The organism is Aliiglaciecola lipolytica E3, from assembly GCF_000314975.1.
GTDB lineage: Bacteria > Pseudomonadota > Gammaproteobacteria > Enterobacterales > Alteromonadaceae > Aliiglaciecola > Aliiglaciecola lipolytica.
In genome coordinates, this window is the sequence record NZ_BAEN01000061.1 from 1 (window position 1) to 13,387 (window position 13,387).

The 13,387-nt window shown below is 41.8% G+C and carries 9 protein-coding genes; 2 read left to right on the top strand and 7 right to left on the bottom strand.

What is annotated here, in order from left to right:
- Positions 1-117 precede the first annotated feature (117 nt).
- The 4 genes from GLIP_RS15315 to GLIP_RS15330 form a co-directional block, all read right to left on the bottom strand.
- Entirely contained in the window at positions 118-792 is a 675-nt protein-coding gene (locus GLIP_RS15315) for a 3'-5' exonuclease (RefSeq protein WP_008845576.1), read from the bottom strand.
- A 24-nt stretch (positions 793-816) separates the two neighbouring features.
- Positions 817-2,652: a putative nucleotidyltransferase substrate binding domain-containing protein gene (locus GLIP_RS15320; RefSeq protein ID WP_008845577.1), complete on the bottom strand. Its 1,836-nt coding sequence runs from the start codon at positions 2,650-2,652 to the stop codon at positions 817-819.
- Positions 2,653-2,751: 99 nt separating this feature from the next.
- Positions 2,752-4,458: a sodium:solute symporter family protein gene (locus GLIP_RS15325; protein WP_008845579.1), complete on the bottom strand. Its 1,707-nt coding sequence runs from the start codon at positions 4,456-4,458 to the stop codon at positions 2,752-2,754.
- A gap of 10 nt (positions 4,459-4,468) precedes the next feature.
- Positions 4,469-4,735 (bottom strand): DUF4212 domain-containing protein, encoded by a 267-nt coding sequence (locus GLIP_RS15330; RefSeq protein ID WP_008845580.1) that lies wholly within the window; start codon positions 4,733-4,735, stop codon positions 4,469-4,471.
- A 249-nt stretch (positions 4,736-4,984) separates the two neighbouring features.
- Here GLIP_RS15330 and GLIP_RS15335 point away from each other — a divergent pair, with 249 nt between their 5' ends.
- On the top strand, positions 4,985-8,401 hold the full coding sequence (locus GLIP_RS15335) for a hybrid sensor histidine kinase/response regulator (protein ID WP_008845581.1): 3,417 nt from the start codon (positions 4,985-4,987) through the stop codon (positions 8,399-8,401).
- Here the strand turns inward: GLIP_RS15335 and GLIP_RS15340 are convergent.
- The 3 genes from GLIP_RS15340 to acs all read right to left on the bottom strand — a co-directional run bounded on the left by GLIP_RS15340 (position 8,379) and on the right by acs (position 11,921).
- Entirely contained in the window at positions 8,379-9,089 is a 711-nt protein-coding gene (locus GLIP_RS15340; protein ID WP_008845582.1) for a heparan-alpha-glucosaminide N-acetyltransferase, read from the bottom strand. The genes GLIP_RS15335 and GLIP_RS15340 overlap by 23 nt on opposite strands.
- A gap of 112 nt (positions 9,090-9,201) precedes the next feature.
- Positions 9,202-9,861, bottom strand: a complete 660-nt coding sequence (locus GLIP_RS15345; RefSeq protein ID WP_008845583.1) for a response regulator transcription factor — start codon at positions 9,859-9,861, stop codon at positions 9,202-9,204.
- 119 nt (positions 9,862-9,980) lie between these two features.
- Positions 9,981-11,921: an acetate--CoA ligase gene (acs, locus tag GLIP_RS15350; RefSeq protein ID WP_008845584.1), complete on the bottom strand. Its 1,941-nt coding sequence runs from the start codon at positions 11,919-11,921 to the stop codon at positions 9,981-9,983.
- A gap of 240 nt (positions 11,922-12,161) precedes the next feature.
- Here acs and GLIP_RS15355 point away from each other — a divergent pair, with 240 nt between their 5' ends.
- Positions 12,162-13,325 (top strand): DcaP family trimeric outer membrane transporter, encoded by a 1,164-nt coding sequence (locus GLIP_RS15355; RefSeq protein ID WP_008845585.1) that lies wholly within the window; start codon positions 12,162-12,164, stop codon positions 13,323-13,325.
- Positions 13,326-13,387 lie beyond the last annotated feature (62 nt).

The window sequence follows — 13,387 nt, forward strand, 5'->3', positions numbered from 1 at the left end:
GCAAACGCCAAGCATGGTTTCTGGACTAAAGCCCAGACTACATTTAGCCTTGTAGGCTGGAATTTATTCCAGCACAAACGCCGAGCATGGTTTCTGAGCTAAAGCCCAGACTACAATTTATTCTGTGGAAGCCTCATATACGCGAAGTGCGCCAGTCGAGGTTAGCGCGGATAAAGGTTCTTGTCCCTTGGCATCCAACTGATTCAACTGTGCAAACGCTAACTCCATTGTTGCCACCGCGTCATCTAACGCGTTGTGTGCAGGCGCTAATGGCAGATTGTGCCGCTGTCGACAAGACGTCAGCGTGGCCGCGTTTGGCGCAGGTACGTTATCAGATTTACGAATTTGATAAAGGGCAATACGAAGAGTGTCCAAAGTAACAACCTTTGGTAATGAAATATCTAACTTGGTGAACACTTTATTTAAAACTGACATGTCTAAATCGGTATTATGAAACACCCATACGTGGGTTTCAGCAAAAGACTTCAGCGCCTGTAAGGCATTTTGAACCGGCTCACCCTGAGCAACTTGATCATCCACTAGTCCATGAATGATTGGGCTCTGGTTTAAAGATGCATTGGTGGTAATAACGTTGTAATAACAGCTTTCTAGAGCAATGGTGTTTGCTTGTCCTTCTACCCAACCTATTGAAAGTATATTGGCGTCTGTTACATCTAACGATGTAAGCTCTAAATCTATCGCCAAAAACCGAATCTGCGGCCAATGCTTATGCTTAAAATGCTCAGGAATCAAAGCGTTCGGAAACAGTAATTGCTTAAGCCTAAACCACATGTGCAAATAATCCTTTTACGTCTTTCAACTCAATCCACCAGCAAATTTCACCGACACGCCTTGCTGGCTTCGTTTTATGGTTTTAAACGCTGCTTTTAATTGGTGGCGCTGAATTGAGGATAAATCACTTACCGAAACATTGTTGTTTGTTACATTATTTTGCAACTGATGACGCCATCTCAGACGATTTAAAAATAACCAAATATCACGCAAGTCGTCACAATCACTTGGTGTGAGTTGAGAATCTGCTTTTAAATTTTCCAACCGTCCCAAAGTTGATGGCATCTCTAGCCCTTTTTCAAGGGCGTAAATACGTACCAGATTATTAATAATCGCTATCGCATTCACTTTTAAATCAATACAGTCTTCAGGCTGATGACCTTTTTTAAATACAAATTTTTGAAATACCGATAGTGGCACTGTGCTTTCAGCTGCATGTCTTGCCAATGCGGCTAAAAATATTGGCTGCTTTAATAATGGTTTTCGCGCCGATTGAAGTTTAGAAAATAACGTTTTATTACCCGCCACAGCACGCACATCTAAGAAGATATTGAAATGTAGTATGGCATCTAAAGTAGGTTGGCTTACCCACTTTTCGGATTCTTTAATCGCATCATCAAGACTTACTCGTAAATCCTTATTTGATGCCATAATATTACCATCACATAGTTTTATGCCGCACTTTCCCAGGCCTTCGCAAACGTATTTGGACATACTCGCGAAGTATTCATCTTGTTGTTGGTTAGGACGTTGAGCCAATAACAAACCATTGTCTTGATCCGAACCCATATTTTGATCTTCGCGAGCTTGCGAGCCATATACTAGCCAACAAAAATCAAAAGGCGGATTACCGTGCAGCTGTTGATAAAATGTCAGCAATTTACGTGTCATGATATCGGTCGCTTGCGATAATACTTTTCCAGCCACATCAAAATCGCCAAGACGTTTGGCATGCTTCGCAAAATAATGAGGAAGTTGCCAACTTAACCGAGTCAATTCATAAAGGCTCTTTGCTTTCGCTAATTCATCAATTAGAAATAAAACGTTTCCTCGTTGATGACGAATCATATCGCTGGAAGTCAACATGCCTAAGGGAGTTTGAGTGATGCGGTCTACCACAGGCAAGTGGTGAATATTGTTTTCAGTCATCATGCACAAAGCATCAAACAAGGTTCTGTTTTCGGTGATTTTGCATGGCTCTTTTGTCATAACTTCAGCCACAGGCAAGTGAACACTTACTTCTTGTGAAACCACCCTATTTCTGATGTCTCTATCGGTCAGAATACCCACTAGCTTATTAGCTTCAGTAATCAGCAATGACGAAACACCCGCATCCGACATCTTTTGTGTAGCATGTAAGATTGACGTGTCCGATAAACTACTCACCACCTTGTCTGAAATAACTTCACGGATAGGTTTATATAACCACATTGACTTGGAGTCTGACACTGCGTCGTTGTGCAATTGATCCGCATGGTAGTTCTCGAAAAACTTAGTGACCTGTGGATATTCATTACATAAAACTTCAAATTGGCTTGCCGGAATACAATAAACCAATCCGGCACTATCAACATTTATGTCGATTGGAAGATGCAATTTGTTCAGCAAGTTACCAATGCCAAAAAAATCCCCTTCGCTTAAGTTGCGTTGTGCTTCATTGGAATCCTTAACACTGAATTGACCACTGCTAATCAAAAACAAGCTATTTACTCTATCGTCGAGTATTTCTTTGGCATTTTCTTGGGTTAAATATGCAACCGTAATGTGTTTTGCCAAAGCGAATAGCTTGTCTGTGCTGAGTTGATCAAACGGCGCAGAAGTTTTAAGAAAATCCAGCGATTGTTGAGGTATGTTAGTCACGCCACTTTCCTATCTTTTGATTAAGACAAACATTTCCATTAAAACAAAAAAGCCCGATTTACGTCGGGCTGAATTAATATTGTGGAATACCCGTTTAACTTAGTGAGCAGACGCTTCGCCAGCTCCTTTTGGATATCGAATATCTTCGACAAGTTGCTGAATCTCTTCAGGTGACTCACCGGTAAATTTCATCACTACCAAGGCCACGGCAAAGTTCACTAGCATGCCAATCGTACCGATACCCTCTGGGGAGATATCGAATAACCAGTTTTCCGGTATATTGGCAGCAGGATTCACAAACTTAAAGTAAATGATATACACGGTAGTGAAAGTAATCCCGGCTAACATCCCTGCAATCGCGCCTTTGTCATTCATTCGCTTCATAAATATTCCCATAATGATGGCAGGGAAAAAGGATGAAGCGGCCAAACCGAACGCAAATGCGACCACTTGCGCCACGAATCCGGGAGGGTTAATGCCAAAGTACCCCGCTATACAAATTGCCACTCCGGCGGCAAGTCTTGCGTAAAACAATTCTTTCCTGTCGGTAATATTTGGCATTAAATTTCGTTTCAATAAATCATGTGAAACGGACGTAGAGATAACTAACAGTAACCCTGCAGATGTTGACAATGCAGCCGCAACACCACCTGCCGCGACTAACGCAATTACCCAAGCTGGCAAATTGGCGATTTCGGGATTCGCCATGACCATAATATCTCGGTCAACATTCATTTCGTTGCGCTCATCACCTGAGTAAAACATTTTGCCATCGTTGTTTTTATCGTCCCAAGTAATTAAGCCAGTTTTTTCCCAATTTGTGATCCAGCTTGGTGCGTCACTATAATTGGTGCCCATTTGATCCGTGCCATTAATGGTTTCGATCATGTTAACTCGACCAAACGAAGCCAACGAAGGTGCCGTGGTATATAGGATGGCAATGAATGCTAATGCCCAACCAGCACTATAACGAGCATCACGCACTTTAGGGACGGTGAAAAAGCGTACAATCACGTGCGGTAATCCGGCAGTACCGACCATTAACGCAGCGGTAATACAGAACACATCAATCATACTTTTGGTACCCGATGTGTATTCATTAAAACCTAACTCTAAGGAGAGACCGTCTAACTTATCGAGCATGTATACGCCAGAGCCATCGGCTAAGGTAGCTCCAAAACCAGTTTGTGGTAAGAAATGCCCGGTTACTATGATGGAGATAAATATAGTGGGAACTAAGTATGCAAAAATTAGTACGCAATATTGGGCTACTTGCGTATAAGTAATGCCTTTCATACCGCCCAACACGGTATAGAAAAAAACGATAGCCATGCCGATTACCACACCAGAGACAATATCCACCTCTAGGAAGCGACTAAATACCACACCGACTCCGCGCATTTGCCCTGCAACATAGGTAAAGCAGACAAAAATGGCACAAAGAACTGCCACCGTTCTGGCTGTCTGTGAGTAATATCGATCACCGATAAAATCTGGCACTGTAAACTTACCAAACTTACGTAAATAAGGCGCTAAACACAGGGCCAAAAGCACATAACCACCAGTCCAACCGAGTAAATAGACTGCACCGTCATAACCCATAAATGAGATAAGTCCGGCCATCGATATAAACGATGCAGCCGACATCCAATCTGCCGCTGTGGCCATGCCATTAGCAATGGGGTGTACACCACCGCCGGCCACATAAAACTCGTTTGTCGAACCCGCTCTGGCCCAGATGGCAATACCGATATAAAGTAAAAACGATGCACCAACAATGATAAATGTTAAAATTTGTACGTCCATTTTTACTCTCCTACTCTTCGTCTACGCCATAGCGTTTATCTAAAATATTCATTTGACGAACGTAGACAAAAATCAACGCCACAAATACGTAAATCGCTCCTTGCTGTGCAAACCAAAACCCAAGTTTGAACCCAAAGAAACGTACCTCGTTAAGTACGTCTACAAATAAAATGCCGCATCCAAATGACACAACAAACCACACGATTAGCAGTTTTAACATTAACGAGAGGTTATCTCGCCAATAGGCTTTTTTGTCTTCTTCTGTTTTAAACGCCATGCTCGTTTCCTTATGCTTATAATCTTGCAAACCACTCTGGAATGACACATGCGCATAAAACTGATGCCCACCAAAGCTTGTACAAAGTCAAAATGGAATGACCGTCATTCCGAACGTTTTCTAATCTATCTGTGTATGGCAAGTAGTGAAATGAGACTATGGTCGTAGTCCTTCATTTTAATTTAAAAAAGTATGCTAAATTGTGCCAACTTGATTAAATAAGATGAAAGCATTTAGGTAACACTGCGGATGACATTGGGTTGGGTTTTGTTGGCCTTGGTCTATTTGACCGGGTTGTTTTGGATAGCACGCTGGGGTGACAGAAATACGCCGGTCGCACGCGCAATTACTTCGCACCCAATCATATACTCGCTCGCGTTGGCTATCTATTGTTCAGCTTGGACATTTTTTGGCATGGTGGGCGAAGCATCTCGTAACCAATGGCAATATCTAGCGATTTTACTTGGTCCAATTCTGGTTTATATCTTTGGTTATCGCTTCATTTATAAATTAGTGTTGGTTAGCAAACGACAAAATATTACCACCATTGCCGACTTTATCTCATCTCGCTACGGCAAACGCCAAACCGTTGCTTTATTAGTTACCTTTATTGCCTTATTAGCCACCATTCCCTACATGGCACTGCAATTAAAAGCAATTGGCTCAGCTTTCCAATTGGTAACGGAGCAACAACATAGCGAAGTTATCGTATTAATTGCTTCAGTTTTTATTGCGTTTTTTGCTATCTATTTTGGCACGCAACATTCAGATGTAACTGAGTATCGACGCGGGTTGATGCTTGCTATTGCGTTTGAATCCAGCATCAAACTCATTGCATTAATTGTGATTGCGGCGCTTGGGTACGTTTGGGCAGTGGTTGAAAACCCGCAAGAATTTAGTGTTGCTTTATCCAAATTCAACTCTTCATCACAATTCCAGACTTTGCCTTTTTTTGCACAAACATTAATGGCAGCCGCAGCCATCATTTGCTTACCACGACAATTCCATGTTGCCGTTGTCGATAACTTAAAATTGAGTCATTTAAAAACAGCTAGAGTGCTATTCCCACTTTATTTAGTCTTAACTGCAGCAGTAATACCCTTAATCGCTGCTGCGGGACAAACACTCATTGGTGCGCAAGAACCAGACACCTATGTATTGAGCTTAGCCATTTTGTCAGATTCTTTAGCGGTGAAAATCTTGGTTTTTGTAGGTGGTTTATCTGCTGCGATGGCGATGATTATTATTGCAACTTTGACCTTAAGCACGATGGTGACCAATGATGTCATTATGCCAAAATTGCTGTCTCGGCAATCACCTAAAGCTGAATCTGTTGATTACGCAAAAACCATATTGATCGTGCGACGAAGTGTCATCGCAATACTGCTTGCGCTAGCCTATTTTTATCATCAACAGATGACTGGCAGCCGATCGTTACTTTCTATTGGCTTGGTGGCATTTTCGTTAGTTATTCAGCTGTTACCGGCCATTGTAGGCGGATTGTATTGGAAAAAAGGACACGCACATGGGGTTTATGCGGGATTGCTAGCAGGCTTTTTAAGCTGGGTAATGTGGCTTATGTTCCCGATGTTAAATGAAGTCAATCCAGCCCAATTGCAATCTGAAGTAATCAGCATCGCCGCAATGATTAGTTTAGCTGCAAATACCAGCTGCTATGTATTGTTTTCTTATTTCGCTCAAGATCGTTTAGTTGACCGAATTCAATCACAGGCATTTGTGTCGCCGCGTGAAGAACATTTACAAGATTCCAAAAAACAACGCAAAGCTACGATTGGTGATCTTTCCACGTTATTGTCCACATTTTTAGGTCAATCTCGAGTCGACGTGTTGATGCAGGATTTTGAAAACCGCGCGAACGTGAAACTTCAAGATCATCAGTCACCTGACAACGAATTTTTGCAATACTGTGAACGAGCATTAGGTGGAGCATTAGGCGCATCCAGTGCTAAAGCTTTAGTAGACAGTGCTTTGGGTGGTAAAAAGCTCGGTTTTGAAGAGGTAGTTAACTTTTTTGACGATACCACTCAAGCAATTCAATTTAACACGACCGCCCTATTTACCTCCATCGAGAGTTTAGACCAAGGTATTAGCGTGATAGATAAAAATCTAAATCTAGTCGCATGGAATAAACGCTACCTTGAACTGTTTAATTACCCGGCAGGACTTGTAAGTGTGGGGACGCCCATTGAAGAATTAGTGCGCTATAACGCTCAGCGTGGAGAGTGCGGTGTGGGCGAAATTGAAGCGTTAGTACAAAAGCGAGTTGACCATTTAAAAGCAGGAAATCCACACAAATTTATTCGTCAACGTAGCGATGGCAAGATGATCGAAATGGTCGGCAACCCACTACCAGGGGGCGGTTTTGTTACTAGCTTCAATGACATTACCACGCATATTGAAATTCAAAAGGCATTACAAGAATCGAAAATAAACTTGGAACGACGCATAGAAAAAAGAGGAGAAGAAGTACAAGCAATCAATGCGGAGTTGCGCGGCGAAATTGAACGCAGAGCACAGTTAGAAAAAGATTTAGTGCAAGCACGCAAAGCAGCGGAAGAAGCGAATGCCAGTAAAACTCGCTTTCTCGCGTTAGCCAGTCATGACGTCTTACAACCGTTAAATGCAGCAAAACTGTATTTGTCGGCGTTAAATGAAATTGAGATGAACAACGAAGCCACGGAAATCTTAAATAAGTTGAGCGATAGCGTGAATTCAAGTGAGACACTGATTGCCACACTATTGGATATTGCCAGACTCGACCAGGGTGAGATGAAACTCACCATTGAAGATGTACTCTTGCCTAACCTTTTAAGTTCATTGGTTGATGAATTTGCTATGAAAGCGCAACAAAAAGGCTTGCAATTGCACAGTAGAATCCCAGCTTATTGGGTTAATACTGACAAAACACATTTGTATCGAATTGTGCAAAACTTGCTATCAAATGCAGTGAAATACACAAAAGAAGGTAAAATATTGTTAGCTGCCAGAAAGCGTAAAGACCGTATTTTGATTCAAGTATGGGATACAGGAATAGGCATATCAGAGCTTGAAAAAAATAAAATATTTAATGATTTCTATCGCGTTGATGGTAGCCCGCAACATGGCGTAGGTTTAGGCTTAGGTGTGGTAAATCGCATGTCAGCAAAACTAGGGATTAACGTTGACGTGCGTTCCAAAACAAATAAAGGCAGTTGTTTTAGTTTTGAAATACCACAAGGCAATTCGCACATCACGCTCGTGGATAGCACACAATCCAATATCACGGGATTGCAAGGTATGCAGGTACTTTGCATCGATGATAAATATGAAAACCTAGACGCTATGAAGACTGTTTTAACTAAATGGCAGGTAAACACAATTACCGCATTGGATCTTGAACAAGCCCAAAATAACCTAGGTGAATTAATTCCTGATGTATTATTGGTAGACTATCATTTGACTAACAAAGCGAATGGCATTGAAGTAATAGCACAATTGCGTGCCAAGTATGGAAGTCATATTCCAGCGGTGTTGGTGACAGCCAATCAGCAGGATGAAATCGTTGATTTGTGCAAAAAGCAAGGTATTGGCTACTTAGGCAAACCTGTCAAGCCAGCAAAATTACGAGCACTGCTGAATAGTTTTAGACACTCAAAGACCAGCTAATTGCCCCAAAAATAGCAAACAAAATGGGCTGATGAATCAGATAAATAATTAAACTGTGTTTACTGGCAAACAACACGATTTTACTGCGTGGAAAAGATTTTGCTGGATCATTTAAAAACCACGCTTGATAAGCTAACCAGATACCTATCAGCACAACACCAGTCCACGGGAACAGGCCCACATAATCATTGGTATAACCGGGTAATAGATGGCGGATTGGCTGAAACGGCCAAACTCCTGAAACCCACCCTAAATTGTATACGACGATGATGGCTATCCCGACAATTAAAGCGGTTTTAGGAAATCCCGAAAACCCTACGCATAACAAACTCGCCACAGCGATAAAATGTAACACCCCAAAAAATATCCAGTTCTGTGGGGCCATTATTAATGACGAAAGTGTTACAGCCGCAGAAGCGAGGATCAATTGTATCAAGCGTTTCACAAAGTGCTTTTTCTTGAATTTGCCACCATGTACAGCGGCGAGTGAAAACCCAACACACAAAAAGAACAAGGTTAAGATCACATACCGAAATTCGCGCCACCCTGCCCCATCCGGGATCTCCGACGGTACCCAACCAAAAAACTTAAGATCATAAATGAAATGAAAAATAACCATTAAAACAATCGCTGAAAAGCGCATTAAATCAACGGTGTAAACGCGTTTATTTGTTGGTTTTGCAGACATTGAAGCACTCAGAATCGTAAAGACAAGCCATTGTAGTAGGAATTAATTTAAATTTCGCGACTATTACTATTTGTCTAATCGTACGCACTTATCGCGCTGAAATATATCACGCTTATTTATGACATAATTCTGGCGCTGGCGGGGTTAATTGCAGTTGTGATGCGATCAATACGGCTTGGGTTCGGTTGTTGATCCCAAGTTTTTTGAATACCGCAGTAACGTGTGCCTTCACTGTCGCTTCAGCAATATCTAATTCAAAACCAATTTGTTTATTCAATAGCCCGTCACGCATAAAACACAACACTTTATATTGAGCAGTAGTCAAACTGGACACCTTTTCAGCCAGTGCTGCAAATTCATTATCTGCTTCGTCAATATCATTGGCGAGGGATTCTGGCACCCAAGTGTCACCGTCGAGAATGGTTTCTACTGCTTTGGCTATACTTTCTGAACCTGTTGTTTTGGGTATAAAACCCATTGCACCTGTGTTTATCACTTTAGATACAATATTTTTATCTTCTAAACCAGAGATCACAGCAACAGGCAGATCTGGATAGAGTTTACGTATGTGGATCAAGCCAAATAAATCGTTACTGCCTGGCATATGTAAATCTAATAGTAATAAATCGATATCGTTGTTTTGTACTAAATCTAAGGTTTGATTTAGATCACTGGCTTCTAAAATAGTTAATTGATGGTCAGAGAGGTTCAATGCAAAACGCAAAGCATCGCGATAAAGTGGGTGATCATCAGCTATCAATAAAGTAAACATAACGTTATCAGTGTGTCTCAAAGTTGTTTTAATTGAATCAGCACAATACCTATAAATCAACAAATTACATTGTGCTAAATCAAATAAAGGGCAAAATTGCCCTTTATTTTAATATCAACTTAACGATTTAATCTGAGTTCAATTAAACTTTCAACAACACTAGGATCCGCGAGGGTTGAAGTGTCACCTAATTGTTCATGCTCATTTGCCGCAATTTTGCGAAGAATACGGCGCATAATTTTGCCTGAACGAGTTTTGGGCAACCCGTTAGTCCATTGCATTAAATCTGGCACCGCAATTGGGCTTAATTCAGTGCGTACCCATTTTCTTACTTCTGCAGTTAATTCATCAGTAACTTCAGTGCCCTTAACAGGCGTGACATAAACGTAAATTCCTTGTCCCTTGATATCGTGTGGGTAGCCCACTACAGCCGCTTCAGCAATCGCAGGATGAGACACTAATGCACTTTCAATTTCAGCAGTCCCCAAACGATGCCCTGAAACATTTAGCACATCATCTACTCTGCCTGTAATCCAATAATATCCATCTTCATCGCGACGACAGCCGTCTCCGGTGAAATAAGCGTTATCGTAGGTACTAAAATAGGTTTGTACAAAACGTTCGTGATCGCCATATACGGTTCGGGCCTGAGCAGGCCAGCTGTCTTTGATAATTAAGTTGCCTTCGGCGGCACCACTTAATTCGCTACCTTCTCCATCGACAAGTGTTGGTTGAATACCAAAAAACGGAATAGAAGCAGCTCCAGGTTTTAACGCGGTAATACTAGGAAGCGGTGTCATCATTACACCACCCGTTTCGGTTTGCCACCATGTATCAACAATCTGGCATTTGCTACGACCAATAGTTTCATAATACCAATGCCATGCCTCCGGATTGATAGGTTCGCCAACTGAGCCTAGAATTCGCAACGAATCTCCGTGTGTGCCTTCGGCCGCAAATTGCCCTTGCGCCATAAGTGCTCGGATAGCAGTGGGCGCGGTATAAAGAATATTGACCTTGTGTTTATCGACGATTTGGCAGATTCGACGCACATCAGGGTACGTTGGAACCCCCTCAAACATGAGTGTAGTCGCACCATTAGCAAGTGGCCCATAAACGATATATGTATGTCCAGTGATCCAACCTACATCGGCTGCACACCAATAAATTTCACCATCTTGATAGTCAAACACATATTTGTGAGTCATGGCGGCATAGACTAAATAGCCACCAGTGGTATGCACAACACCTTTTGGCGTGCCGGTGGAACCGGATGTATACAAAATAAATAACGGATCTTCGGCATTCATCACCGTTGGCTCGCAATGAGGTTCACATTGTGAAGCTAATTCATCCCACCATACGTCTTTATCACCAAACTTTACTGGATTACCGGTATTCTTAAGTACAATAACGTTTTCAATGGTTGGGCAACGATTATCTTTTAATGCGTCGTCTACATTCACTTTCAATGGAACGCAATTTCCACCACGTCTGCCTTCATCTGCGGTTATGACTAATTTTGCATCAGAATCATTGATGCGGTCGGCAATAGCGTTGGGAGAAAAGCCACCGAAAATAATAGAATGAATTGCGCCAATCCGCGTACAGGCCAACATGGCAACCGCCGCTTCAGGTACCATGGGCATATATATCGCGACTCGGTCGCCTTTTTGAATGCCTAACTTTTTCATCCCATTAGCAAGACGACAAACTTGATCATGCAATTCTTGATAGGTGACTTTACTGTCTATTTCAGGCGAGTCACCTTCCCAAACAATGGCGACATCATTTGCTTTTTCAGGTAAGTGGCGGTCGATGCAGTTGTAACTAACGTTAAGTTCGCCATCTTCATACCATTTAATAGAAACATTATCTTTGGCAAAAGAGGTATTTTTGATTTTGCTCGGAAATGTAAACCAGTCGAGTGTTTTCGCTTGCTCCTGCCAAAACTGTTCGGCTGATTCAAGCGATTGCTGATACATTTGATCATGCAACTTAGGATTTAAGTGAGAATCTACCTTTGCTGAATCAGGTACTGGGTAAAGTGTGTCTGTCATCGTGCTCTCCAACGCAATATTTGGCTATTGCCCATACTGTAACGTGAAATTTAATCTGTGGTATGCGACTTTGGTCTTACCATGACAAACTTTGGTCGCATTAGATGTTTTTTAACGCGTCTAATCTGTAAATAAAGGCGCTTTTCTTATACGACTTAAGTCTGACAGACCATCCGCTAATATGTAAAACGTTTTTCTTAGTGCACAGTTGGAAGTGTAAAAACTGCCTTAGGAAAAACCATGAAAACGAAAAAGACAGCAGCCATTATCTTAGCCCTAGGTGCTTTAAATGGCTCTCTAGCAAATGCCAATCTTGTTGATAAGACTAACCTCCAGTTTAGCGGATATGTAAAAGCCGATGCCATGCTTAGTAGTTACAGTGATGGTACATTAGCCTCTGGCAGTATCGGTAGAGATTTCTATTTACCCAGCCTAACGCCTGTTGGTGGTGAAAAAGAATCAGCCCAGTTTGACGCGCATATAAAACAATCTCGATTTCGCTTTACCACCAACACTGATCTTGAAAATGGCGGTAAAATCAGTGGTGTATTAGAATTTGACTTCCAAACCACACCTAACGGTAACGAGCGTGTTAGTAACTCGTATGAACCCAGAATTAGACATGCATTTATTAAATATAATAACTGGTTGATTGGGCAAACATGGACCACGTTTTTAGATGTTAAGTCATTGCCCGAAACCCTCGATTTTATCGGCGCCACAGATGGCAGCATATTCGTTAGGCAAACAATGCTCAAATACACAACTGGCAACTTTGAAATCTCAGTTGAGAATCCAGAAACCACAGTAACACCTTTTGGAGGTGGCAGCCGCATAGTCACAGACGATAACTACATTCCTGATTTAGCCGCTAGATACACATTTAAGGGAGATTGGGGGCACTTTGCAGTTGCAGGGTTAGTACGCAAATTAAGCTATGTAAACAAACAAAATGGAGCTGATATCGACACCTCAGCAACCAGCGCTGGATTAAGCCTAACAGCCAAAATTAACCTAGGGCAGGACGATTTAAGAATCATGGCTAACATTGGACGAGGTTTAGGCCGCTATATCGCTCTTAACACCGCAGATGCAGCAGTATTAACCGCAGACAATACGCTCGAAACAATAAACTCCAGTGGTTTTAGCATCGCATACAGACACTTTTGGAACCCACAATGGAGAAGCAACTTTACATACTCAATATTCAGTGCGGACAATGATACCGCATTAACCGGATTATCTGCGACGAAACAAACTTATAGCGCACGAACGAATATTTTATATTCTCCCAGCAAAGAACTCACGTTTGGCGCAGAATACGCCTATGCTAAGCGCGAGTTAGAAAGTGGGGCTGATGGTGATATGAGCCGCTTGCAGTTTTCTGCTACATACGCTTTTTAGCAAAACAGATAAAATAAGGAGCGTCTTTTTGCTGTTGCGAAAAGACGTTTTCTTGATTTAAA

Excerpts from the sequence above, each read along its gene's own strand:
- GLIP_RS15330 (WP_008845580.1), bottom strand. The coding sequence starts at position 4,735 with ATGGCGTTTAAAACAGAAGAAGACAAAAAAGCCTATTGGCGAGATAAC.
- GLIP_RS15340 (WP_008845582.1), bottom strand. The coding sequence starts at position 9,089 with ATGTCTGCAAAACCAACAAATAAACGCGTTTACACCGTTGATTTAATG.
- GLIP_RS15345 (WP_008845583.1), bottom strand. The coding sequence starts at position 9,861 with ATGTTTACTTTATTGATAGCTGATGATCACCCACTTTATCGCGATGCT.
- acs (WP_008845584.1), bottom strand. The coding sequence starts at position 11,921 with ATGACAGACACACTTTACCCAGTACCTGATTCAGCAAAGGTAGATTCT.
- GLIP_RS15355 (WP_008845585.1), top strand. The coding sequence starts at position 12,162 with ATGAAAACGAAAAAGACAGCAGCCATTATCTTAGCCCTAGGTGCTTTA.
- GLIP_RS15335 (WP_008845581.1), top strand. The coding sequence starts at position 4,985 with ATGACATTGGGTTGGGTTTTGTTGGCCTTGGTCTATTTGACCGGGTTG.
- GLIP_RS15325 (WP_008845579.1), bottom strand. The coding sequence starts at position 4,458 with ATGGACGTACAAATTTTAACATTTATCATTGTTGGTGCATCGTTTTTA.
- GLIP_RS15315 (WP_008845576.1), bottom strand. The coding sequence starts at position 792 with ATGTGGTTTAGGCTTAAGCAATTACTGTTTCCGAACGCTTTGATTCCT.